The sequence below is a fragment of the Indolivaga capnocytophagoides genome (assembly GCF_036511535.1).
GTDB lineage: Bacteria > Bacteroidota > Bacteroidia > Bacteroidales > Dysgonomonadaceae > Dysgonomonas_A > Dysgonomonas_A capnocytophagoides.
In genome coordinates this window covers 2,720,852-2,743,719 of sequence record NZ_AP028867.1, presented here as the reverse complement: position 1 = coordinate 2,743,719, position 22,868 = coordinate 2,720,852, and the positions used below count along the sequence as shown (strand labels likewise).

At 39.1% G+C, this 22,868-nt stretch carries 21 protein-coding genes; 4 read left to right on the top strand and 17 right to left on the bottom strand.

Annotated elements, in window-relative coordinates:
* Positions 1 to 60 precede the first annotated feature (60 nt).
* Positions 61 to 966, bottom strand: coding sequence for a LysR substrate-binding domain-containing protein (locus tag AABJ51_RS11100; protein ID WP_338372596.1), 906 nt, complete (start codon positions 964 to 966; stop codon positions 61 to 63).
* Positions 967 to 1,187: 221 nt separating this feature from the next.
* Between AABJ51_RS11100 and AABJ51_RS11095 the strand changes: the two genes are divergently transcribed.
* Both AABJ51_RS11095 and AABJ51_RS11090 read left to right on the top strand, forming a co-directional pair.
* Positions 1,188 to 1,745: a Crp/Fnr family transcriptional regulator gene (locus AABJ51_RS11095; RefSeq protein ID WP_338372595.1), complete on the top strand. Its 558-nt coding sequence runs from the start codon at positions 1,188 to 1,190 to the stop codon at positions 1,743 to 1,745.
* 197 nt (positions 1,746 to 1,942) lie between these two features.
* Complete coding sequence (locus AABJ51_RS11090; protein ID WP_026626067.1) at positions 1,943 to 2,272, top strand: DMT family transporter; 330 nt, start codon at positions 1,943 to 1,945, stop codon at positions 2,270 to 2,272.
* Positions 2,273 to 2,457: 185 nt separating this feature from the next.
* Here the strand turns inward: AABJ51_RS11090 and tpx are convergent, their stop codons facing one another.
* The 11 genes from tpx to kduI all read right to left on the bottom strand — a co-directional run bounded on the left by tpx (position 2,458) and on the right by kduI (position 14,912).
* A complete protein-coding gene (gene tpx, locus AABJ51_RS11085; protein WP_026626068.1) occupies positions 2,458 to 2,958 on the bottom strand; it encodes a thiol peroxidase in 501 nt (166 codons plus the stop codon).
* Between the two features lie 201 nt (positions 2,959 to 3,159).
* Entirely contained in the window at positions 3,160 to 3,795 is a 636-nt protein-coding gene (locus AABJ51_RS11080) for a nitroreductase family protein (RefSeq protein ID WP_026626069.1), read from the bottom strand.
* 119 nt (positions 3,796 to 3,914) lie between these two features.
* Positions 3,915 to 4,367, bottom strand: coding sequence for a MarR family winged helix-turn-helix transcriptional regulator (locus AABJ51_RS11075; RefSeq protein WP_338372594.1), 453 nt, complete (start codon positions 4,365 to 4,367; stop codon positions 3,915 to 3,917).
* 138 nt (positions 4,368 to 4,505) lie between these two features.
* Positions 4,506 to 5,543 (bottom strand): aspartate--ammonia ligase, encoded by a 1,038-nt coding sequence (gene asnA / locus AABJ51_RS11070; RefSeq protein WP_338372592.1) that lies wholly within the window; start codon positions 5,541 to 5,543, stop codon positions 4,506 to 4,508.
* Between the two features lie 357 nt (positions 5,544 to 5,900).
* Positions 5,901 to 8,309, bottom strand: a complete 2,409-nt coding sequence (locus AABJ51_RS11065) for a transglycosylase domain-containing protein (RefSeq protein ID WP_338372590.1) — start codon at positions 8,307 to 8,309, stop codon at positions 5,901 to 5,903.
* Positions 8,310 to 8,534: 225 nt separating this feature from the next.
* Complete coding sequence (locus AABJ51_RS11060) at positions 8,535 to 10,001, bottom strand: MFS transporter (RefSeq protein ID WP_338372589.1); 1,467 nt, start codon at positions 9,999 to 10,001, stop codon at positions 8,535 to 8,537.
* Positions 10,002 to 10,086: 85 nt separating this feature from the next.
* Positions 10,087 to 10,761 carry a bifunctional 4-hydroxy-2-oxoglutarate aldolase/2-dehydro-3-deoxy-phosphogluconate aldolase gene (locus AABJ51_RS11055; RefSeq protein WP_134436077.1) on the bottom strand — a complete coding sequence of 225 codons (675 nt, stop codon included), beginning with the start codon at positions 10,759 to 10,761 and terminating at the stop codon, positions 10,087 to 10,089.
* Between the two features lie 172 nt (positions 10,762 to 10,933).
* On the bottom strand, positions 10,934 to 11,728 hold the full coding sequence (locus AABJ51_RS11050; RefSeq protein WP_026626074.1) for a gluconate 5-dehydrogenase: 795 nt from the start codon (positions 11,726 to 11,728) through the stop codon (positions 10,934 to 10,936).
* Between the two features lie 27 nt (positions 11,729 to 11,755).
* On the bottom strand, positions 11,756 to 12,793 hold the full coding sequence (locus AABJ51_RS11045; protein WP_338372587.1) for a PfkB family carbohydrate kinase: 1,038 nt from the start codon (positions 12,791 to 12,793) through the stop codon (positions 11,756 to 11,758).
* Positions 12,794 to 12,869: 76 nt separating this feature from the next.
* Complete coding sequence (locus AABJ51_RS11040) at positions 12,870 to 14,027, bottom strand: BT3233 family polysaccharide utilization protein (protein WP_338372585.1); 1,158 nt, start codon at positions 14,025 to 14,027, stop codon at positions 12,870 to 12,872.
* Between the two features lie 42 nt (positions 14,028 to 14,069).
* Positions 14,070 to 14,912 carry a 5-dehydro-4-deoxy-D-glucuronate isomerase gene (gene kduI / locus AABJ51_RS11035; RefSeq protein ID WP_134436075.1) on the bottom strand — a complete coding sequence of 281 codons (843 nt, stop codon included), beginning with the start codon at positions 14,910 to 14,912 and terminating at the stop codon, positions 14,070 to 14,072.
* Positions 14,913 to 15,374: 462 nt separating this feature from the next.
* On the opposite strand from kduI, the gene AABJ51_RS11030 reads away from it, so the two are divergent.
* Entirely contained in the window at positions 15,375 to 16,274 is a 900-nt protein-coding gene (locus AABJ51_RS11030) for an AraC family transcriptional regulator (RefSeq protein WP_338372583.1), read from the top strand.
* A gap of 8 nt (positions 16,275 to 16,282) precedes the next feature.
* On the opposite strand, the gene cobU is transcribed toward AABJ51_RS11030, so the two are convergent.
* From cobU to AABJ51_RS11005, 5 genes are read right to left on the bottom strand one after another with little or no spacing between them, the layout of a single operon-like run.
* A complete protein-coding gene (cobU, locus tag AABJ51_RS11025) occupies positions 16,283 to 16,795 on the bottom strand; it encodes a bifunctional adenosylcobinamide kinase/adenosylcobinamide-phosphate guanylyltransferase (protein WP_338372581.1) in 513 nt (170 codons plus the stop codon).
* Positions 16,788 to 17,375 carry a cob(I)yrinic acid a,c-diamide adenosyltransferase gene (locus tag AABJ51_RS11020; protein WP_338372579.1) on the bottom strand — a complete coding sequence of 196 codons (588 nt, stop codon included), beginning with the start codon at positions 17,373 to 17,375 and terminating at the stop codon, positions 16,788 to 16,790. Before AABJ51_RS11020 ends, cobU begins: the two co-directional genes overlap by 8 nt.
* Before the next feature lie 18 nt (positions 17,376 to 17,393).
* Positions 17,394 to 18,341, bottom strand: a complete 948-nt coding sequence (gene cbiB / locus AABJ51_RS11015; protein ID WP_338372577.1) for an adenosylcobinamide-phosphate synthase CbiB — start codon at positions 18,339 to 18,341, stop codon at positions 17,394 to 17,396.
* On the bottom strand, positions 18,320 to 19,330 hold the full coding sequence (locus AABJ51_RS11010) for a threonine-phosphate decarboxylase (RefSeq protein ID WP_338372576.1): 1,011 nt from the start codon (positions 19,328 to 19,330) through the stop codon (positions 18,320 to 18,322). Before AABJ51_RS11010 ends, cbiB begins: the two co-directional genes overlap by 22 nt.
* On the bottom strand, positions 19,323 to 20,813 hold the full coding sequence (locus tag AABJ51_RS11005) for a cobyric acid synthase (RefSeq protein WP_338372574.1): 1,491 nt from the start codon (positions 20,811 to 20,813) through the stop codon (positions 19,323 to 19,325). The genes AABJ51_RS11010 and AABJ51_RS11005 overlap by 8 nt, the downstream gene beginning before the upstream one ends.
* Positions 20,814 to 20,953: 140 nt before the next feature.
* Here AABJ51_RS11005 and AABJ51_RS11000 point away from each other — a divergent pair, with 140 nt between their 5' ends.
* Positions 20,954 to 22,762 (top strand): DUF4139 domain-containing protein, encoded by a 1,809-nt coding sequence (locus AABJ51_RS11000; protein WP_338372573.1) that lies wholly within the window; start codon positions 20,954 to 20,956, stop codon positions 22,760 to 22,762.
* Positions 22,763 to 22,868: the final 106 nt, after the last annotated feature.

The following is a 22,868-nucleotide window of genomic DNA, read 5'->3' as shown; positions in this document are numbered from 1 at the left end:
TTTTTACGTTTACGCAGGCAAAGATCTGATAAATATAATCAGGTAGTATATTTAAAATACTTATAGGGTATTACTTTTGGTTATTGCTTTAAACGAAAAATCCATAAACAGTTCAGACAAACCTTGTTGCTGTCCGTGCAGTTGCACGAAATCAAAAGTACGGACTACTTCAAAATTGTTGATGTCTACGACTTTATATTCTCCGTTTGCCACTTCCTTGGTTACTGCATTAATTGAAATCAAACCCAATGCATCGGCATATGCAAGGTATGTTTTTATGCTTTCAGTACTGCCCAGATGCATGCATATATTCAAATCCGGGAGAGTAATTGATCTTTCATTCAATTTATTGACAATTACTTCGAGGCTTCCTGATCCCTGCTCTCTCAATACAATAGGGATTGATTTGAGTTCGTCAAGTGTAATTTCATCCAGTTTCGACAGATCTTTTGATGTATGGGCTATTGCGACTATTTCGTCATTTATAAAAGGAGTATATTTTAGCTGGCTGTTTCGGGATGTCCCTTCTACCAGTCCAAGATCTATTTCTTTTGCTGCCAGATGAGCTTCTATCTTTTTTGTATTATCGTTGATCAGACTTATATGTATATCGGGATATTGCTGATTAAACTTAGCCAGAATAGGTGGTAATATGTACTGGCCGATAGTGGTGCTTGCACCCAGACGTAATTGTCCCGAGTACTGATCTTTTAGAGTGGATAATTTATAATTCAGAGTCTGATCCAGCTCAAATATCTGTTTAGTATAATCGAGAAGTATCGATCCGGCTTCGGTTAAATACACTTTACCTTTGATCCTGTCGAATAAGCATGCGTCTAATTCGGCTTCAAGTTCCTTGATGTTTTTGGTAACAGCAGGTTGAGTGATGAATAATTCTTCGGCAGCCTGCGTAAAATTCAGGTGAGTTGCAACGGAATGAAATACTTTTAGGCGAAAATTAGACATGCTTGATGTAAATTAAGGTCACAGACCTATTTATAGTTTTGGCAAATATAACAACTTAAGCTTATTATAGCTTGAAATGTATTATTCAATACTTTTATTTACTTACAGTTTTCTGAAAAATCCTAAATAGGTCTGAGACCTTAAATGTAACGATTAAAAGGGTTTTATAGTTTCTTCTTTCTTACATTTTTTATCTTTGCTTGTGATAAAAAGGCTGATTTATGGATTTAAAGACAATAATATCATCGGTTTATGAAATTTCTGAAGAAGCGATGACTGCATTTGTGGCGAAAATTGATTCTGTTGAGTTTCCTAAAGGTCATATTCTTTCGCGAGCCGGTAGTCGCGACAGTTATTTATACTTTATCAAACAGGGTGTAGTCAGAGCTTATACAGAATACGATGCAAAGGAAATAACCTTTTGGTTCGGTATCGAAGGAGATGTGGTCTGTTCGATGAAGAATTTTGTCGAAAGAAAACCGAGCTACGAGAGCATTGACTTATTGGAAGATTGTATCTTTTATCGCATTCATATTTCAGATATGGAAAATCTGTTCCACAAAAATATTGAGATTGCCAATTGGGGCAGGAGCTTTCTTGGAAAGGAAATAATGAAAGTGGAGAATCGTTTGATCGAATACCAATTCGCTAACGCATCTGAGAGGTATGAAGCATTGATGAAGAACAAGCCGAAGTTGTTGCAAAGAGTCCCTTTAGGAATTATAGCCTCTTATTTGGGTATAACTCAGGTGTCGTTGAGCAGAATCAGAGGAAAGTAGTCTTTTTTATCAAATGTAAAAAAATATGGCTTTTATATTTCCGATCTTTGTATTCCTGACAAAAGGAATAATAAAAGGTTTCAAACCTAAAGTTAGATAAGTAACAGAAAGTACTAATAGTACATTTTAGTTTATAACAGACTTTGGATGTTTTACTTACCAAAGTAATAAATGGGTCTAAGCCCCTAAGTGATTATATGAATTGGATATGGTTAGTGATTGCCGGATTCTTTGAAGTCGGCTTTACTTTTAGCCTTGGTAAGGCTAAAGAAGTTTCGGGTAGTAGTGCTTCTTATTTTTGGTATGCTATTTTTATCATTTGCTTGTTTGCCAGTATGGGACTGTTGATTCATGCTCTTAAAACGATACCCATCGGAACGGCTTATGCTATATGGACAGGGATTGGTGCTGTGGGTACAGTTCTGGTAGGAATTTTTATTTTTAAAGAACCTGCCGAGTTTTGGCGTTTATTCTTTGTTACCACATTGATAGGCTCCGTTATTGGACTGAAATTTGTATCTCACTGATAAAAAATAAGGAACCGGGTTTTGTCCGGTTCCTTTCGTATATAGGCAGAGGGTAGATAACTAAACAATATTAAATTTAGACGTCTGCACTGTATATAAGCGATAGAATGTATTTAATGTTATACCTTTAAGTCATAACGGTTATTGCTGTTATGCTTACAAAGTCAACAAAAAAGTCTGAGACCTTATTTTGCTGCTGCAAGAGCTGCGTTGTAGTTTGGTTCTTCTGTAATTTCAGGAACAAGTTCAGTATAAGAAACTTTGCCTTCTGGATTAATTACAACTACTGTACGAGCCAAAAGTCCTTTAAGAGGGCCGTCAAGCATAAGTAAGCCGTATGCTTTAGCAAACTCCGGGTTTCTGAATACAGACGCAGGATGTACATTTTCGATACCTTCTGTAGTACAGAAACGTCCTGCTGCGAAAGGAAGATCGGCTGATACTGCAAGAACTACTGTATTAGTCAGACTTGCGGCATCTTTGTTGAAATGACGTACTGAAGCAGCACAAACACCGGTGTCGATACTTGGGAAAATGTTAAGGATAACAGTTTTTCCTTTCAAATCTTTTAAGCTGACTTCTGACAAGTCGCTTTTTACTAATGTGAAATCAGGAGCTGCTGTTCCTACTGCCGGGATTTGTCCTTCTACGTTTACTTTACCTCCTTTGAATGTAACTGTTGACATAATTTTTTTTCTTTTTTTAGTTTGTAATAAGCCGCTGTTAATGTTTTATGTCTCATTTTTCAATTGATAACAGATTGTTGCTGTTATGGCTTGGATGGACAATAAAAAGGTCTGCGACCTTAATTATATTGTAAGTAGCGGTCGTTAACTGATTCCGCTGCTGTTATATTTGACAAGTTGAAAAGGTCAGAGACCTTGGATTTATTTTATAGTGATAACAAATTCCGATTCGGGATGTCTTACTTTCTTTTGATTGACAAGCCAATCATTTTCTGCGTCTCTGTATCCCAAGGGTAACATAGTAACGCTTTTCAAGCCCTTTGTGTTCAACCCTAAAAGCTCATCGAGAGCCTTGTTGTCAAAACCTTCCATCGGTGTTGCATCCACTTTCAATTCCGCTGCTGCAGCTATTGCATAAGCAAAGGCAATATATGATTGACGGGCTATGTGATCGAAATTTTCAGATGCAGGGCGATTCAGATAAGCCGCTTTCAAACGGTCTGTGTATGCCTTATATCTGTCCGGAGCTTGTCCTCTCTCTTGAGTTGTGATGCTGTATATATGGTCAATTCGTTCTTCTGTATAATTATCCCATCCGGCGAAAACAAGCAGGTGAGAACATTCTGCGGCTTGTGTTTGTCCCATCGAAATGGTTGCGATCTTGTCTTTAAGTTCTTGATTGGTTATAACCAAAACTTTATATGGCTGTAAGCCTGAAGATGTAGGAGCCAGTCGGGCTGCTTCTATGATTTGTGCAACAATGCTGTCGTTTACTTTTTTTGAAGGATCGAATTTTTTAGTAGCGTATCTCCATTGAGATTGTTCTAATATGCTCATTTTTTATTTTTATTAAATGTAAGTTATTTAAATAACAAGAAGCATTTATATGCTATGTTTTTAGTTTGTAACAGACTTTGGCTGTTTTACTTACCAAAGTAATAAATAGGTCTGCGACCTTATTCCTCTGATGTATCGTGTTTGCATTGGGTTGCAGAGTCAATCATTTTTTTTAATTGTTTTCTTAGTTTCTGCAATTGTTCATCATTGGCTTGTAATTTTTCTTTTATTTTAGAAGGAATGTACTCTGCTGATTCTTTTAATTTTAATCCTTTCTCTGTTATATTTATGTTTACTATTCTTTCGTCATTGTCGGAACGTTTTCTTTCGATAAATCCGCTTGTTTCCATCCGCTTTAGCAAAGGAGTAAGGGTTCCGCTGTCCAGCAGCAATATTTCTCCCAGTTCTTTTACTGTTTTTGATTTATGTTCCCACAATACCATCATTACTAAATACTGAGGATAGGTTAACCCTAATTTGTCGAGGTATGGGCGATATAGTGCTGTTATCTGTCTTGATAAAGCATATATCGGGAAACATACCTGATTTTCGAGTCTTAAATAATCTATCATCTGTATATTAATTTTTTTTATTTTGATTTTACAAAATTAAATTGCGTACAATTAAATTGAAAATATATTGTGTTAATAAAACAAAAAAGAGTAGAAGTTTTATTTCTACTCTTTATGTTATGTGATATCTAAGGATGCTTAAATCAAAGGCATGCCCAGGCTTTCAGCTTTGACTCTCATATCTTTAGGCCAGATCCCGGCTTGGATTTCTCCGATATGCCCTTTACGAAGATAAAACATACATAAACGAGATTGTCCGATACCACCGCCTATCGATTGTGGTAGTTCGCCATTGAGGAGGCGTTTATGGAAGTAAAGTTCTTTTCGGTCTTCCTGTCCGCTTATTTCCAACTGTTTTAGGAGAACTTCTTTGTTGACTCTGATTCCCATGGATGATAATTCCATTGCTTTATCTAGAATGGGATTCCATACAAGCAGGTCACCGTTAAGCCCTTTGTAGCCATTTTCTGATTTGCTTGTCCAGTCATCGTAGTCAGGGGCACGTCCGTCGTGTTTCTTGCCATTGCTTAATTCTCCTCCTATACCGATGATGAATACCGCTCCGTGTTTTTGAGTAATGGTATTCTCTCTTTCTTTTTCATCCATATCAGGATATAACTGAAGTAATTCTTCAGAATGTATAAAGGTAATCTCCTTAGGAAGGATAGGAGTAATAGCCGGAAACATTTCATATACCATGTATTCGGTTCTTACGAGTGCAGCATATATTCTTCTAACGACTTCTTTCAGAAAATCGAGGTTGCGGTTATCCTGAGACATTACCATTTCCCAGTCCCATTGGTCAACATATAAAGAATGTAGGTTTCCCAATTCTTCATCAGCTCTGATAGCATTCATGTCGGTATATATACCATAACACTCCTGTATTTTGTAATCGGCAAGTGTCAGTCTTTTCCATTTAGCCAAAGAATGTACTATTTCGGCACGTTCGTCTCCCATATCTTTGATCGGAAATGTAACAGCGCGTTCAACACCGTTCAGGTCATCGTTTATACCCATCCCTTTTAGAACAAACAAGGGAGCTGTAACTCTTCGTAATCTTAATTCGGAAGAAAGGTTTTGTTGAAAAAAATCTTTGATTTGTTTAATCCCCATTTCAGTCTGTTGTAGGTCTAAAATAGGACAGTATTGCTTAGGTTCAATTAGATAGCTCATAATTAAGGTATGTATGTCATTTTTTGAAACGTGCCAGCAAAGGTAATTTTTTAAATGTTATATTGAAAATATTTTATGTTTAAAAAATTCATATTGATAAAATATAAGGCTTTTTGTGATTATTTTTATGTTAATATCTTTGTTTTTCATGTTTTATCGCAGTCATATATAACGCTGCTTTCTTCGTTTTATTGCTGGATATATAAAAAAAGCAACCGTACTGAAAATTGCTTCGGTACGGTTGGCTTGAAGTATATAGGCAGCAACAAGTTTTTAATGACGCATCTTAACATTATAACTATCTAATGCTATAACGTTTGCAAAGTCAATAAAAAAGTCTGCGACCTTAAAGTTGATCTATTCTTCTATAGTTTCGGGTATTTTTTCAAGTACATCTCCTGCTTCTACATCTATTATACTATCGGACGAAACTTCGGTTGAGTCGTTATGCGATTTATATACCGACTGACATTGATAGTTTCTGCTTATCGCCTTTTTAGGTGCAGGGAATTTTCCCCTGTATTGAGCCAGATCTTTATCGGCAAGGACTTTTTCCATGAAATATCCAAAAATAGGGAGTGCTGTACGGCTGCCCTGTCCGAATGCTCCTGTTTTGAAGTGGATACTGCGGTGTTCGCCACCGACCCATGCTCCGGCAACAAGATTAGGAGTTACCCCAACGAACCAGGCATCGGAGTGATTGGATGATGTTCCTGTTTTTCCTCCGAATTCTGTATTGTAATTAAATAGGTTAAAGCCCCATAATGCCTGAGTTGTTCCTCCCGGTTCGCTTAATCCCGATTTCAGCATTTCGGTCATAAGAAATGCCGTTTCGTATGGAAGTGCTTGTACCTGAGTTTTATTATATTCGTATAGGACTTTTCCGTTCCGGTCTTCTATACGAGTGACTAGTACGGGCTCGTGAGACATACCTTCATTTATAACGGTACAGTACGAATTGATAAGTTCGAGCAGAGAAACATCCGAAGCACCAAGAGAAATAGCCGGAGTTTCTTCAAGCTTGGTTTTTATCCCCATTGCATAGGCTGTTTTTATAATATTGCTTATTCCTACTTCTTTGGCAACTTCAACTGCAATACTGTTGATTGAACGAGCAAATGCGGCTTTGAGTGACATGGTGTCTCCTGAATATGCTCCGTCTGCATTGTGAGGAATCCATTTGGTTGGTTTGCCTTTATCAACGACATCCCAGTCTACATATTGGTCGATACGAGTGTCGCAAGGTGATAATCCCTGATTGAAAGCTTCGCTATATACAAACAATTTGAATGTTGATCCGGGTTGACGTTTGGACAAAACTTTGTCGTATTTCCACGAATCGAAGTTTATATCTCCCACCCAGGCTTTGACAAATCCTGTTTGTGGTTCCATCGCTACAAATCCTGTGTGCATAAATCTCTCCATGTAACGGATAGAATCCATTGCGCTCATCTCTACGATTTTTGATCCCTTGTCGTAATCGAATACTTTAATTTTACGAACCTGATTCATATAATAATCAATAGAGTCTGCGTTGTTCGGGAACTTTTCAGCTAAGTCTTTATAGCGGGATGTTCTTTTTGCCAGAGTTTCGATAAACATCGGTATCTCTTTATGATTTTCATCCTGCCATGGGTTTTCCTTGCCCCATTGGTTATCGAAATTTCTTTGTACGATACGCATTTGCTTATCTACAGCAGATTCTGCATATGCCTGCATACGAGAGTCTACTGTGGTGTATATTTTCAGCCCGTCGGCATATAGGTCTATATCGTTTTCTTTGCACCACCCTTCAAGCGATTCAGCTACGGCATCTCTAAAGTAAAGTGCTGTTCCATCGTAATTGCTTTCAGATGTATAATACAGTTTTATTGGTATTTGTTTTAATGAATCAAACTCAGCTTTGGTGATATGATTTGCCTTTAGAAGGTTTGATAGTACAATGTTGCGCCGTGCTAAACTGTTTTTCGGATTTATCTTTGGGTTGTATGTTGTTGTTGCTTTTAAGAGACCGATCAATGTTGCGGCTTGTTCAACTGTAATATCTTTAGGGGTTGTGTTGAAATAATTCTTACACGCAGTTTTTATTCCATATGTATTACTTCCGAAATCCACCGTATTGAAGTACATAGTAAGTATTTCATCTTTAGAATAGAATGTCTCCAGTTTGAGAGCAAGTATCCATTCCTTCGATTTCATAATTAACATTTTCACTCCGGGAATATATCCCAGCAAACCTGTGGAATATTTCGAACGGACTTTAAACATATTCTTTGCTAACTGTTGTGTGATAGTGCTGGCTCCGCGGGCATTGCCGTGAACCATATCTTTCGCGGCGGCAAAAAGTCCCCGAACATCTATTCCGAAATGTTGATAGAAACGTTCATCTTCGGTCGAAATAAGTGTTTCTTTCAGGATTGGTGAGATTTCGTCAAAAGTTACGGGTGTCCTGTTTTCTTTAAAGTATTTACCCAATAATTTTCCATCCGAACTATATATTTCAGATGAAACATTCTGCATAGGCGCACTTACGTCATAATATCCGGGCGATTTACCAAATAACCAAAGGAAATTAATATCAACTAAAAACAGGTAAGTAATAAATAAGATGATCACCGTAGATATGACTATACCGGTTTTCTTATACCATGCCGATTTTTTGTAATAGGATTTATAAGCATTAAACCACTTTTTGAGATTAGAAGCAATAAGTTGAAAGATTTTTGCTACTTGTGTTTTAATGACCTGAAAATTAATTGTATTCATGCTTTATTAAGCGGTCTTAAATGAGACTGTAAATGTAATAAATTTCAGCATCCGAAAATCAAAATAAACGAGTTTTTTAGGTTCTACGTTTTAGATTTATAGAATAAGTGTCCACGAAAGACAAAACCGCCTCTTTTCAATAGGAAAAGAGGCGGTTTATTATGTAGGTCGAGCAATGTATTTTGCTCATATTAAATCATTAAAAAGGTTTGATACCTTGTGTTATTAGATATCTGTAATTGGTTTGTATTTCGGAACGAGAGTTTTCATAACAATCCATCCGATAAGATAGGCTACCGCACAAATAGAGAAGATGATGAAATATCCAGCTTCTTCTCCTTTAAATCCGAGCAGTTCCATTTGAGTTTGTCCTGCATGATCGAATAGCACTCCCGATCCTTTGTTGATAAGGAATGATCCGATTCCTCCTGCCATACCGCCGATACCGGTAATCGTTGCGATTGCCTTTTTGGGGAACATATCACCGATTGTAGAGAATATATTTGCCGACCACGCTTGGTGTGCAGCTCCGGCAATACCGATAATGATTACAGGCAGCCAGTAAGATATATGTCCCAGTGGTTGGGCAAATAAGGCTAGCAGAGGGAAAAATGCAAATATCAACATTGCTTTCATACGCCCGTCATAAGGATTCATTCCTTTCTTTTCGACAAAGAAGGTTGGAAGCCATCCTCCGATAATAGAGAGCAGTGTTATTGCATACAGAACAAAGATCGCGAGTTGACCTTCTGTGTCCGAAGATTTGATTCCGTAAACCGAACTAAGGTATGCCGGAGTCCAGAATAAATAGAACCACCATACTCCGTCGGTCATAAATTTACCGAAAGCAAAAGCCCATGTTTGCTTGTATTTGAATGCGTCCTTGAATGATATTTTCTTTGATTCCTGAGCTTTTTCAACCTGTTCTTCGACAGGGTCTGTAGAGTCCTGATCCGATTGGATATATGCCAGTTCGTCTGCATTTACTTTAGGGTGTTCTTCGGGTTTATTATAAATGAATACCCAGAATCCCATCCATATAAAACCTAGTGCACCGATGATGATAAAGGACATTTCCCATCCCCATGCTGCGGCAATTACAGGTATAGTAACGGGAGCCGCCAATGCGCCTACTGTTGCGCCAGCATTAAAGATGGAGGTAGCCAATGCTCTGTCTTTTTTCGGAAAATATTCGGCTGTAGCTTTGATGGCCGCAGGAAAGTTTCCAGCTTCTCCGATTGCAAGAATTAAGCGGGCAAAGATAAATAGTACAACGCTTACGCTTGCTACCCGTCCTACATTCTGCACGTGTCCGATGGCTTCTCTGGCTCCTTCGAATCCTACAAACCATTCACCGGCTGTGATTCCGGATGTAGCTATACCGCAGAAAGCATGTAATATAGCTCCTAATGACCATACTCCGATTGCCCAAAGAAAGCCTTTCTTTGTATCCATCCAGTCTACAAACTTTCCGGCAAATAACATGCTTATAGCATAAAATACAGAAAAGAGGGCTGTAATAGTTCCATAGTCGTCATTTGTCCAATGGAATTCTGGTGAGATAAAATCTTTCCAGGTCAGGGACAATACCTGCCTGTCGAGGTAATTGATTGTTGTGGCAAAGAATAACATGGCACAGATTGTCCATCTATAGTTTGTCATCTTTGTGTTTGTATTTTTTGGTATACTCATAGTGTCACGTTTAGGTAATTAAGTGATATGTTTTTATTCATAGCAGGTTTTAGCTGTTTTGCTTATGCCAAACAATGTAAAGGTCTTAACTCTTTCTTGCTTTTTTGATGAATTCCAAAGCTTTCTTGCTCATGTCTGCAATCTTCGACCATTCTTTCGCCGCAATCACTTCTTTAGGGAATAGGTTCGAACCCATGCCTACTGCAGTAACTCCAGCTTCTACCCATTTAGTGAGGTTTTCTTCGGTAGGTTCTACTCCTCCTGTCACCATAACAGAAGACCATGGCATCGGAGCTTTCACGTTTTTAACGAACGAAGGACCTCCTACATTTCCTGCAGGGAACACCTTCACAATTTCCGCACCTAATTCCTGTGCATATCCGACTTCTGATACAGATCCGCATCCGGGTATATAAGCTACCTGACGGCGGTTGCATACTTTAAATATATCGGGGTTGAGAAGAGGTCCCACAACGAAGTTTGCTCCCAGTTGGAGAAACAATGATGCTGTTCCGGCGTCAACTATAGAACCTATTCCGAGGATCATATCGGGACATTCTTTAGCAGCCCATTTGTTTAGCTCACCGAATATTTCGTGAGCAAAATCCCCTCTGTTTGTAAATTCGAATGCACGTACCCCACCTTGGTAGCATGCTTTTACCACTTGTTTTGATATTTCCAGATCGCTGTTATAAAATACAGGAACCATTCCTGTTTCTGCGACAGCCTGACAAACTTGTATTCTTGAAAAACGAGCCATAGTTTTTAAATTAAGAATTAAGAATGATGAATTAAAAATTACAATCTGTCCTTTTTGCCATTTATCACTCTTAATTATTCATTATTAATAATTAAAGAGCAAAGGACAAAGGAGAGCAGTACTCTGAAAAAAGCCTGTTCTCCTTGCCATTATTTGTTATGTTGATATCTCATTATGGTTGTTTTCCGATGTATGCAAGTATACCACCATCTACATAAAGTACATGACCGTTTACAAAGTCCGAAGCGTTAGATGCAAGGAATACCGCAGGACCTGCCAGATCTTCGGGATTTCCCCAGCGTGCAGCAGGAGTTTTTGCTATAATGAAAGAATCGAATGGGTGACGTGATCCGTCTGCTTGTTTCTCACGAAGAGGTGCAGTCTGAGGAGTTGCAATGTATCCCGGACCGATACCGTTACATTGAATATTGAATTCTCCGTATTCGGATGCTATATTGCGGGTCAGCATTTTAAGACCACCTTTAGCTGCTGCATAAGCAGATACTGTTTCACGACCAAGTTCACTCATCATAGAGCAGATGTTGATAATCTTACCGGCTCCTTTTTTGATCATGCTTGGAATGACTGCTTTAGAAACAATAAAAGGTGCATTTAAATCTACATCAATTACCTGACGAAATTCTGCTGCAGACATTTCTACCATAGGGATACGTTTGATAATACCTGCATTATTTACAAGAATATCAATTACTCCCACTTCTTTTTCTATTTGAGCAACCATAGCATTTACACCAGCTTCGTCTGTGACGTCGCAAACATATCCATGAGCTTTGATACCTTCTGCTTTATATGCAGCAAGTCCTTTATCTACAAACTCTTGTTTTAAGTCATTGAATACAATTGTTGCTCCGGCATTTGCCAAAGATGACGCAATGGCAAAACCGATTCCGTATGATGCTCCTGTGATAAGAGCTACTTTGCCTTCTAATGAAAACTGATTTTTCATGATTATTATTTTATTGTTATAGTTTATTTAACGAGATACCCTTCCCGATCCATCTCCTTTCATAAGGTTTTCGACCTCAGGAACAGTCACCAGATTAAAGTCACCGTAAATGGTGTGTTTCAGACAAGAAGCAGCAACAGCAAATTCCAATGCCTTCTGATCGTCTGTAGGATAAGAAATCAACCCGTAGATCAAGCCTCCCATAAAAGAGTCCCCGCCGCCTACACGGTCAACGATATGGGTAATATCGTAACGTTTTGACTGGTACAATTTATCCGAATATAAACATCCACCCCACGTATTGTGATTGGCATTGATTGATCCACGAAGGGTAATAATTACTTTCTTGGCTCTTGGGAATTTTTTCATCATCTGAGTACAAACCGATTCAAATTCAGCGGCGTTTACTTCACCTCCAGTGTGAGCCACATCGAATCCTTCGGGTTTGATACCGAAGACTTTTTCAGCATCTTCTTCGTTTCCAAGAATCACATCACATCCCTCTACCAAAGCGGGCATTACCTGATCTGCAGTTTTCCCGTACTTCCAAAGGTTTTTGCGATAGTTCAGGTCGGTTGAAACGGTTACCCCCATTTCATTGGCTATTTTGATGGCTTCCAGACAAGCATCTGCCGCTCCTTGCGAAAGCGCAGGCGTAATTCCTGTCCAGTGGAACCATCCGGCATCTTTGAAAACTTCTCTCCAGTTGATCATGCCCGGTTTAATATCAGCAATAGCTGAGTTTGCGCGGTCGTATACAACTTTCGAGGCACGAGCCACAGCACCTGTTTCAAGAAAATAGATACCTACACGGTCTCCACCCCTGAGGATGTTGCTTACCCCTACATTGTATTTGCGCAGGTCAGAGATACACCATTCAGCTATATCGTTTTTAGGCAGGCGTGTAACGAAGTCAGTGGGTATTCCATAGTTTGAAAGAGACACCGCTACGTTTGCTTCACCACCGCCGAAAGTAGCATTAAGATTTGTGGATTGTATAAAACGTTGGTATCCGGGAGTTGCAAGGCGCAACATGATTTCTCCGAAGGTTACTACTTTTTTCATTTATTTTGTTTTCCGTTTTGGGTTAACTTTATAGGTTAAACTTTTATATCGAATAGAAATTCTAAGGCTCTTCGCCTTAGAATTTTATGATAAGAGGTTGCTTTAGTGCATCCGCGAAATTAGTCAGATAAGTCTGAAAATCTGCTTCAGCGGCAAATCCGAATTTAGTCCATCCATAGCCTGTATAGTAAGTTATAGGGCTGTTTGGTTGGTATTTAGCTATGGCAAGTACGTGAGTGTATGTGCCTTTAGTATTATTGACCGGATTTACAACAGAATATGTATCTACAGCAGTACTGTCAAATCCGGCAGGGAATACTAATCCTAAGAATACATTTCCTGCTTTTTCGCTGGGTTCCCGGTATATGAGATAATTCTTTTCGGGAGAGACAATAATTGTATCGTTTTTTTCTCTTTTCGAAAATCCTGCGGCAACATCCATTGATTCGCTAACTCCGTATTCCTGAATTACTTTAGATAGTTGAGATCCCGCATCTATTGAAAATGTGCGGGTTTCTTTGTATGGTTTTCCATTGATCTCGATGTCTTTGTAAGTCAGCTTGAATGTTGTACGCAAAGGCCCGTTTTCCAGAACTTCAGATGTTGCGAAATTTTCGTTCAATACTAACTTTCCATCAACAAAAGGAGCCATAGCACCGGCTCCCAAAGAGCGGCCTACTTTATAATCGTCAAGACCTTCGCCATGATCGTCGTGATATGATGCAACTCCTGCAATATCATCTTTGTACCATTGATCTATTTTCAGGGCATTGGTGCGTTTGTACCAGATATCCAGACCATTACTGGGTCCATCGGTTGCAATCAGAGCAGGGCCGTAAATACGGAATGCCACACGGTCGTTTTCCCATGCAAAGTCGTCTTTGCGTTCAGTAACAAGTCTTCCGTAAGTTTTGGCTTTATATTCTCCCTTTGCGCCTGTCGTTATAGTAAAAGATACAGATTCCTTAGCTTTTACCCCCGATTGGAAAACCAACTTTCCATCGTAAGTAATTTGAGAAGGAATAACCTCTCCTTTGCTGTCTTTTATAATATAAGTTTGGGTAGTATCAGCCAGCTTTACCTGTGCAGTGATGCTTTCGATCGGTATTTCCACTAACTCTTCGGTACGATCAAAATCGCTTGGGTTCTCTACTGTAATCTGCACATCCTTAGTTTGGTGAGAGCAAGAAAAACTAAGAATTCCGGCAAATAGTAAATAAAATATTTTTTTCATGTCTTATGTTTTAAAAGTGATGAAACAAATAGGTTTGCCGTCTTATCTTAATTTGTCAGCAGTGAATGTATCCATATCGTCATAGTCGAGGTTTTCTCCGCACATTGCCCAGATGAATGTATAATTGCTTGTGCCGGCAGCAGAGTGTATAGACCATGAAGGAGATATTACAGCCTGCTCATTGCCCATAAAGATGTGGCGTGTTTCCTGTGGTTGCCCCATAAAGTGGCATACAGATTGCCCTTCTGGAACTTTGAAATAGAAATATGCTTCCATCCGTCGAGAGTGAGTGTGCGGAGGCATTGTATTCCAAACACTGCCTTCTTTCAATTCGGTCATACCCATCTGAAGTTGGCAGCAAGGCACTATTTCACTAAGAATGATCTGATTAAGAAGTCTTTCGTTAGAGGTTGCTTTTACTCCAAGGTCTCTTGTCCGGCGCATTTCCGAAGTGATTTGAGCTGTTGGATATGCTTTGTGTGCCGGAGATGAAGCAAAATAGAATTTGGCGGGTTTTGAGCCGTCGTTGCTTTTGAATGTGACTTCTTTTGATCCGCGTCCAACATAAACGGCATCTTTAAATCCTAGTTTATATTCTGTACCGTCCACAATAACCGAGCCTTCTCCTTCGATACAAATTATACCTAATTCGCGTCTCTCGCAGAAATACTCAGAACGTATAAGATCTACAGTTTCTAACTTTAATGCCTCTTTTACGGGTAGGGCGCCACCTATGATAAGTCGGTCGTTATGTGTATAGGTCATAAGTACCGCATCTGCTTCAAATAATTTTTCTACAAGAAATTCATTACGAAGTTGTGTAGTATCGTAATTCTTTACATCATTTGGGTGTGTGCCCCAACGTTCTTCAATTACAGTTTTCATGTTATATATTATTAAATAGTATTACAAAATTGGCATTTTCAGCCCGTTTCTTACGGGTATCTTTATTTCAAAAGGGTATAATTTTAGGTCAATATCCTAAATTATTGTCTTTTCATAATAATGTTAAAGTTTTTCTTCGAATACAGCATTGTGTTGTCTGTTGGCGCAACAATAATTCATTTTGCATAACGAGTATTGCAAAAATACGTTATTTTAGTGTATTATACTTATCGAAAAGAATATTTAATGTTTTTTACCAACCTTATTTTTTATTAAGAGTTTGTTTAAATTTAAACAGACTCTTGTAACCTGACACAAACCTCTCTATATTAATCTATATTAAACAAAGTTATATGAAATAAGAAAAGAGATCTTTACCTTTTTGATTTTAAAACTTCGATATTTGATACACTGCTTTTTTATTGTATCTTCGGATTTCTATATCTGAGGATGCTATTTATAATGACAGAAGATATCTCCATACATATAAAATACCTGATAGCAAATGAACAGGATTTGTTATGGGGACTTACTGTAAATACAGTCGGGTTTCAGGATGTCGCTCCTGACTCTAAATATCCGATGGGGGATCATCCGACCCGTTATTTGTTCTCTATAGAGAAAGGGCGGGTTCTGGAAGAATACCAGCTCTTATACATAACACAGGGAGGTGGCAAATTTACATCGACTCATCAGAAGACCATTAGTGTAAGGGAAGGTAATATGTTCTTGCTTTTTCCCGGAGAATGGCACAATTATAGTCCCGATAAGTCTACCGGATGGAATGAGTACTGGATCGGTTTTCAGGGAGTGAATATAGACAACCGGATTCATAACGGGTTCTTCAATAAAAATAAGCCTGTATTTAATGTCGGTATTCGCGAAGAGATAGTTCAGCTTTATAAGCAGGCGATAGATATTGCCCGTGAACAGCGCACCGGGTTTCAGCAGATGTTGGCCGGTATTGTAAATCATCTTCTGGGATATGCATATTCTCATGACAAATATTCTTTGTTCGAAGATCTGAAGGTGACTAACCAGATAAATAAAGCAAAGATTATCATGCTTGAAAATTTTGAAACCTCTATTCTGCCCGAAGAGGTTGCTAATCGGGTGAATATGAGTTATTCGTGGTTTCGCCGTATTTTTAAGCAATATACAGGATTTGCTCCCGCTCAATATATTCTAGAATTAAAAATACAAAAGAGCAAAGAGTTATTGACCAATACAGTGCTTACAAGCCAGGAGATTGCTTTTGCGGTAGGATTCGATAATTCCGATTATTTCTGCAGTACATTTAAACGAAAAACAGGATATACTCCGATCAAATACAGAGAATTTACTCAAGGTAAGAATTTGTAGATAAGCCTTTACTTTACTTTCATCGGAATACCTGAAACCATGAGGTATACTTCGTCCGCTTTTGCTGCGATATATTGATTAACCCAACCCTGAAGGTCGGTGAACAATCTCTGTATCTTATTTTCGGAAGTACCTCCAAGCCCTATTTCATTAGTGACAAATATAAAGTATCCATCTTGAAGAATGAATTTATCGAACTCCGATTTGATCTGCGCTAAAGATAGCTTTACATCCGATTCGTTATCGAAAAAGAAATTTGTGCCCCATAGTGTAACACAATCGATAAGTACAACCCTGTTTGCAACAGCCACTTTACTCAGGTATTTTTCTTCTTCTATATTTGTCCATTCGGGACCTCTGTTTGCTTGATGATGTTCTATTCGTTTTCGGTGCTCGTCATCCCAGATACGGGATGTCGCCAGATAAATGGGATTGTCAGATAAAGATAGTGCCAGTTTTTCGGCATAAGAACTCTTGCCTGATCGCTGACCTCCGGTTATCAGTATTATTTTTTTACTCATCTGCGGTTGTATCTTTTTTCTTTCGTTTGTACAGAAAATCCTTCCATCGTTCTTCACCTGTACCGTCTCTGAACATTTCGAAACGAGCCATGGTAAAGAATAAGTCTGACAAACGGTTGATAAATTTCAGAATACTTTCGGGAACTTCGTCTTGTTTATTTAATGTCCACAAACGGCGTTCGCTTCTGCGTGCGATTGTGCGTGCTAATTGCAAATGAGACGAAACCAGATTGCCCCCGGGAAGAATAAAAGACAAGCTTTGCCCCATATTGTCGGTCATATTGTCGATACATTCTTCGCAAAATTTATCGAGATTATCGGGTAGTGGGTTCGGGTTTTTTTCCCTGATAGCGGAAGGAGTCGCTACATGAGACATTACCACCATCAATTCGGATTGGATCCTGAATAATATTTGCTGCCATTCGTGTTCCGCAGGCAAGAATGCCCGTATAACGCCTATCATCGAGTTCAGTTCGTCGATACATCCGTTCGCTTCGATGCGGATATCGTCTTTGTCAACCCGTTGTCCGCCGTGGATTCCGGTTTTACCTTTGTCTCCTCCTCTGGTATATATATTCATATTGTTTTTTTTGATGGTTTATATAATCGGGAACAGCTGAGTGATACTCAAAAAGGTAATAAGTATGACCATTAGTGCTTCTGTCCTTTGATTTGTAACTATGGCAACGAGAGCATCTTCTATTTCTATCGGTCTGTCATTTTCTCCGATATATGGTTTTTCTACGAGTTGTCCGAAGTAATAGTTTGGCCCTCCGAACCTGCAATTGAGTATTCCTGCCAGTGCAGCTTCGGGATAACCCGAATTCGGACTCGCATGCCTCGATCCGTATTTAGAGACGAAAGATACCAATTTAATCTTACCGTTGACTATAATCATAAATAAAGCTGTGAGCCGTGCCGGAATATAATTTGCGATGTCATCGATATGTGCCGCCCAGCATCCGAAGTCTTTATACCGTTCGTTCTTATATCCGATCATTGAGTCCAGTGTATTTATCATCTTATAGGCTACCATGCCCGGAACACCTAGCATGAGATACCAAAAGAGGGGAGCTATGACTCCGTCACTGAGGTTTTCAGATAGAGTTTCGAGTGCGGCGGTTTTTATTTGCTGTGGAGACAATTGAGATGTGTCTCTGCCTACTATTCTGGCAACTTGCTTCCGCCCGTCTTCAACAGACCGCTCACAGGCAACAAAAACGGTCTTTACTTCATCTATAAGTGTTTTTCCTGCAAGGCAGAAGAATATAATTATGCCATTGAAAACTATAGCCAATACATTACTTATCGAACTTAACCCCAACTGAATGTATCTCATGATAAAGTAACTTCCGAATATCAGAACGAGCGAAAATACGGCTCCTTTTAATAAACGATAAGCTCCCTTATTCAGTAATTTCTCTCCTTTTGCTATTATTTTTCCGAATAATACTATAGGGTGGGGCAGAGATGGAGGATCTCCCAAGAGACGGTCGGCGATCCATCCTATCAGTAAAGGTAATATCAAAAACGAAGCTTGATCCATTCCTGCAAGGCTTTTATTAATTCTTGATTTTCTTCGGGAGATTGTGTAGCTATTCGGAAATAACGTTCGTCAAGTCCCCTGAAATTTGATGCGTCCCTGATAAGTATTCCATATCGGTCTATCAGGAATTGTTTCAGTTCCGCAGCCTGTCCTTTGTCGAGCCGACACAGGAAATAGTGCATGTCGGACGGGTAAACTTTGATGCCGTTTATTCTGGCTATTATCTTTTGTACTCTTTCAGATTCTGTAATACATTCTCTGAAATCGTATGCTGTATTTTGTAATAAATACTGTCCTGCTAACTGAGCTATTTGATTGACTGACCACGGCATAGAAAAATGTGCGATCTTTTCTGTTAATTCGCTGCATGCAGTAAGGTAGCCTAATCTGAGTCCCGGTATTGCATAACATTTGGTCAATGAGTGCAATACAATCACATTCTGATATTTCAGGGCTTCTTTTGCCGACCATATTTTTTTGTCGGTAAACCCTGCATATGATTGATCTATAACAAAGCAAGTCTGTGGATGGTTCGACACGATCCGATCCAGATAATCGGCATCGTATATTTTTCCGGAGGGATTGTTCGGATTACACAACCAGACCAGTCCGGTATTCGATTCTATATTATCAAGCGAATCGATAAAATACAATTGATGCTGTTGTATGCGGCAGGCATCTTCGTATTCGCTGAATGTAGGGATAACAACTGCTGTTTTTGCTCCCCTGTATAATTGGGCTATCAGGTAAATAGCTTCTGTAGCACCATTGGTTATACAGATTTCATCTGAACCGATATGCAGATTTTTACAAATTATACTTTTTAAGGTGTGAGCATCCGGTTCCGGATACGAATGGATAGTCGATATATGGTCGCACAGGTATTTTTCTAAATCGGACGAATCGAATTTATTATAAACATTAGAACTGAAATTGCTGACAATCTTTTTGCCATGAGAATAGATATCGTCTCCGTGTCCGTTAATCATTTTGCTGTTGTCCCATTATTTTATAAACCAGATTCATGTCGACATGCTGTCTTACATGGTCGGCGAGTTTGTTGTATTGTTCCTCTTTATAGGCTTTGAAGTCGAAAGGCTTTTCTGTCAACTTATCAGCGTAAGGTTCCAGCAGAAAATCAATAAAAGCTCCATTGTCCAATATTCCGTGGATGTATGTACCGAAACATTTCCGGTTGGCATAGTACCCGTCATCCGTAGCGTCTGACAAATAGTTGAGCGGGGAAGCGTGCGCATCACCTATCGGGCTGGTAGTACCCATGTGTATTTCGTATCCTTCGCAAGGATGTTTCGAATCGAGGAATGTAAATCCAATCTGGCGGGTTACTTTCTCTCCTTGCATTTCGGTTGTAATAGGAAGCAGCCCCAATCCGGGTAAACGCTCTATATCTCCTTCTACATGGTGAGGGTCGCAAACCTCTTGTCCCATCATCTGATAACCTCCGCAGATACCCATAACGGTTGCCCCTTCTTTATGTGCCTTTACAATACTTTGTGCAACACCGTTTCTGCGAAGCTCGTACAGATCGGCAATTGTGTTTTTGCTGCCAGGTATCAGTATGATATCCGCTTTCTCTATTTCATCCGTATTGTTTGTATAATAAAGATGAACACGCGGATCACGTTCAAGAATATTAAAATCGGTGAAGTTCGAAAGATGCCGTAGTAAGATGACAGCTATATTGACCTTTCCGTGTGTCGCTTGTATATTTTTGGTTTGGAGCATTACCGAATCTTCTTCTTCGATATATATGTCCTTGTAATAAGGAACTACTCCGATAACAGGAATTTTACACAAGTCTTCGAGTATTTTTACCCCTGATTCAAACAGACGGATATCTCCTCTGAATTTGTTGATGAGGATTCCTTTTACATGTTTACGTTCTTCCTCGGTCATCAGCATCACCGAACCGTATACACTGGCGAATACTCCTCCTCTGTCTATGTCGGCTACGAGTATAACGTCTGCTCCGGCATAGATAGCCATCGGGAGGTTTACTATATCGGTTTCTCTCAGGTTGATTTCCGAAACACTTCCGGCTCCTTCCATTACAACAGGGTTAAATCTTTTCTCGAGACGGTCAAAGGCATCGTTCACCTCTTTGCGCAAAACATCCCGTCCTTCTTTTTTGAAGTACTGGTATGCGCTTTGGTTGCCGAAAGGTTTACCGTTGAGAACTACTTGTGCGATTTTGTCGCTTGTCGGCTTCAGTAACAGCGGATTCATATCGGTATGGCAGGAAATACCTGCCGCTTCGGCTTGCACAGCTTGCGCCCGTCCGATTTCGAGCCCGTCGGGAGTGGCAAAAGAATTAAGAGCCATGTTTTGAGCCTTGAATGGAGCCGGATGGTAACCGTCTTGTAAGAATATCCGGCAGAATGCTGCTGCGATAACGCTTTTTCCTACGTCACTGCCGGTTCCGGCAAACATGATCGGATGAAGTTTTCTCATTGATAAAAAAGAATCTATTGTAAGTGCTGTAAAGGTACAAAGATTGTGTGTAATGGGGCAAATTTTCGGGAGTTAATCCGAATTTATGGAAATGAGCTGCTTTTGTACTCTATACAGAAAACAATCTAAAAGTACAGAGTATGAGAAGGAAATTATTTGCCACGATATACTTATCGTTATGTATATCTATTGGTGTTTATGCGAATGAAAAGAAAGTATTCGATTCGGAGTTGAAATCTGCAACTGTCTTCTTTAAGGGAGCAGAACTGAATCACAAAACGTCAGGAAGTCTGGTAAGAGGCGAAAATGAAATTTATATTGATGGATTAAGCCCCAATATAGATGTCAATAGTCTGAAAATAAAGACTTCCAATGGTGTTGTTGTTTCCGCTTATGAGTTTTCGGTCAATTATCTCAAAGATATTAAGCCGGTGAGCAGAACAGTGAAGGTACTTTTGGATTCGATAGATATCTACCAGCGGAAAAACGAACTTTTAAGTACGGATATCAATGTTACATCTAATCTTATTGCTCTTTTGCAGAAAGGGACTGATAAGAATGTAGCCGGATCGGAAAATGGTTTGGGGATCGATGAACTTATAAAAACAATGGAATATTATAAGACAAAATCGACAGAATTACTTCTTGTTCAGGCAGAGTATAATAAAAAAAAGAAAAAAAATGATGAAGCTTTAACTCGTCTGCGTAATCAGTTAGCTCAGGAAACGACTAACAGTAATAAAAATTTTGGTGTATTGAAAGTTACTCTTTCGGCTCCCGTTGCTACTATCTGTGATTTTGATATTTCGTATTATACATCTTCTGCAAGCTGGGCGCCATATTATGATATCAATGTTTTATCGGTAGATAAGCCAATATCTCTGAAATTCAAATCGAAAGTAAAGCAGACCACAGGTCTGGATTGGACTAAAATAAAGCTGGTGCTATCGACAGCTACTCCCAGCAACGGGAAAATTGCTCCTTTATTTGATGCCTGGTTTTTGCAGAATATGCAGCTGGCAAATTACAGAAACCGTCTGACGCAGAATAGTTATTCTTATGCCGATTTTGCTGCTTCTAAAGAAGAATTACAGGCAGTTGTAGTTGTTGGATACGGTACAGAGAAGAAAGCAAAAATGAGTCCTCTATATGTTGTCGATGGAAATATTGTAACAGCACAGTATGTGGCGGAATTGGATCCTTCTATGATAAAGGATAGGCAGACATTATCCGGAGATACAGCTGAGGGATTATACGGAAGTAATGCTGCCGGAGGAGCTGAGGTTATTACCTTGAAAAAAAGCATGGATGATTATATTTCGGTAGCCGATAATGATATGAATATCAATTATGAAATAGATATACCGTATACTATACCCGGAAATGGTAAGGAGCAATCTATAGACCTGCAATCAAAAGAAATAAAAGCGGAATATAAATATTATTGTGCTCCGAAACTAGATACCGAGACATATTTACTGGCGGAAATATCGGATTGGGAGAATCTCAATTTATTGACAGGGAAGGCAAACGTTACTTATGATGGCACTTATGTAGGCGAAACAGTGATTGATGCACATTCGACTCATGCAAAACTATCATTAACACTGGGTACGGATAAGAGAATCAGCGTGAAACGTGAAAAATTGAAGGACTTCAGCAGTACTAAATTTTTAGATAATAATAAGAAACAGGAGTTCAGATACCGTATAGTGGTTAAGAACAATCAATCACGACAGATCAAACTGGTTTTAAAAGATCAATATCCTATTTCTATGCAGAAAAATATAGAAGTGGAACTGTTGACTAAAGAATCAACACCATGGACTGCCAATAAAACGGAGGTAGGTGTAGTGACCTGGGAAGAAGATATTGCAGCAGGGCAAACCAAAACATATGAGATCGGTTATACCGTGAAATATCCGAAGGATTTGAATTTGAATCTATAAATCAGATAGATAAAATACAGGGGCTGTCACTCAATGACAGCCCCTGTTTCGTATCAGCTTACCCTATAATATAAGCACATAACGAATATTCTTAATCGTACCGGAA

Bases quoted from the DNA above. Each gene is read 5' to 3' on its own strand.
- AABJ51_RS11100 (WP_338372596.1), bottom strand. From the start codon at position 966: ATGTCTAATTTTCGCCTAAAAGTATTTCATTCCGTTGCAACTCACCTG.
- AABJ51_RS11095 (WP_338372595.1), top strand. From the start codon at position 1,188: ATGGATTTAAAGACAATAATATCATCGGTTTATGAAATTTCTGAAGAA.
- AABJ51_RS11090 (WP_026626067.1), top strand. From the start codon at position 1,943: ATGAATTGGATATGGTTAGTGATTGCCGGATTCTTTGAAGTCGGCTTT.
- tpx (WP_026626068.1), bottom strand. From the start codon at position 2,958: ATGTCAACAGTTACATTCAAAGGAGGTAAAGTAAACGTAGAAGGACAA.
- AABJ51_RS11080 (WP_026626069.1), bottom strand. From the start codon at position 3,795: ATGAGCATATTAGAACAATCTCAATGGAGATACGCTACTAAAAAATTC.
- AABJ51_RS11075 (WP_338372594.1), bottom strand. From the start codon at position 4,367: ATGATAGATTATTTAAGACTCGAAAATCAGGTATGTTTCCCGATATAT.
- asnA (WP_338372592.1), bottom strand. From the start codon at position 5,543: ATGAGCTATCTAATTGAACCTAAGCAATACTGTCCTATTTTAGACCTA.
- AABJ51_RS11065 (WP_338372590.1), bottom strand. From the start codon at position 8,309: ATGAATACAATTAATTTTCAGGTCATTAAAACACAAGTAGCAAAAATC.
- AABJ51_RS11060 (WP_338372589.1), bottom strand. From the start codon at position 10,001: ATGAGTATACCAAAAAATACAAACACAAAGATGACAAACTATAGATGG.
- AABJ51_RS11055 (WP_134436077.1), bottom strand. From the start codon at position 10,761: ATGGCTCGTTTTTCAAGAATACAAGTTTGTCAGGCTGTCGCAGAAACA.
- AABJ51_RS11050 (WP_026626074.1), bottom strand. From the start codon at position 11,728: ATGAAAAATCAGTTTTCATTAGAAGGCAAAGTAGCTCTTATCACAGGA.
- AABJ51_RS11045 (WP_338372587.1), bottom strand. From the start codon at position 12,793: ATGAAAAAAGTAGTAACCTTCGGAGAAATCATGTTGCGCCTTGCAACT.
- AABJ51_RS11040 (WP_338372585.1), bottom strand. From the start codon at position 14,027: ATGAAAAAAATATTTTATTTACTATTTGCCGGAATTCTTAGTTTTTCT.
- kduI (WP_134436075.1), bottom strand. From the start codon at position 14,912: ATGAAAACTGTAATTGAAGAACGTTGGGGCACACACCCAAATGATGTA.
- AABJ51_RS11030 (WP_338372583.1), top strand. From the start codon at position 15,375: ATGACAGAAGATATCTCCATACATATAAAATACCTGATAGCAAATGAA.
- cobU (WP_338372581.1), bottom strand. From the start codon at position 16,795: ATGAGTAAAAAAATAATACTGATAACCGGAGGTCAGCGATCAGGCAAG.
- AABJ51_RS11020 (WP_338372579.1), bottom strand. From the start codon at position 17,375: ATGAATATATATACCAGAGGAGGAGACAAAGGTAAAACCGGAATCCAC.
- cbiB (WP_338372577.1), bottom strand. From the start codon at position 18,341: ATGGATCAAGCTTCGTTTTTGATATTACCTTTACTGATAGGATGGATC.
- AABJ51_RS11010 (WP_338372576.1), bottom strand. From the start codon at position 19,330: ATGATTAACGGACACGGAGACGATATCTATTCTCATGGCAAAAAGATT.
- AABJ51_RS11005 (WP_338372574.1), bottom strand. From the start codon at position 20,813: ATGAGAAAACTTCATCCGATCATGTTTGCCGGAACCGGCAGTGACGTA.
- AABJ51_RS11000 (WP_338372573.1), top strand. From the start codon at position 20,954: ATGAGAAGGAAATTATTTGCCACGATATACTTATCGTTATGTATATCT.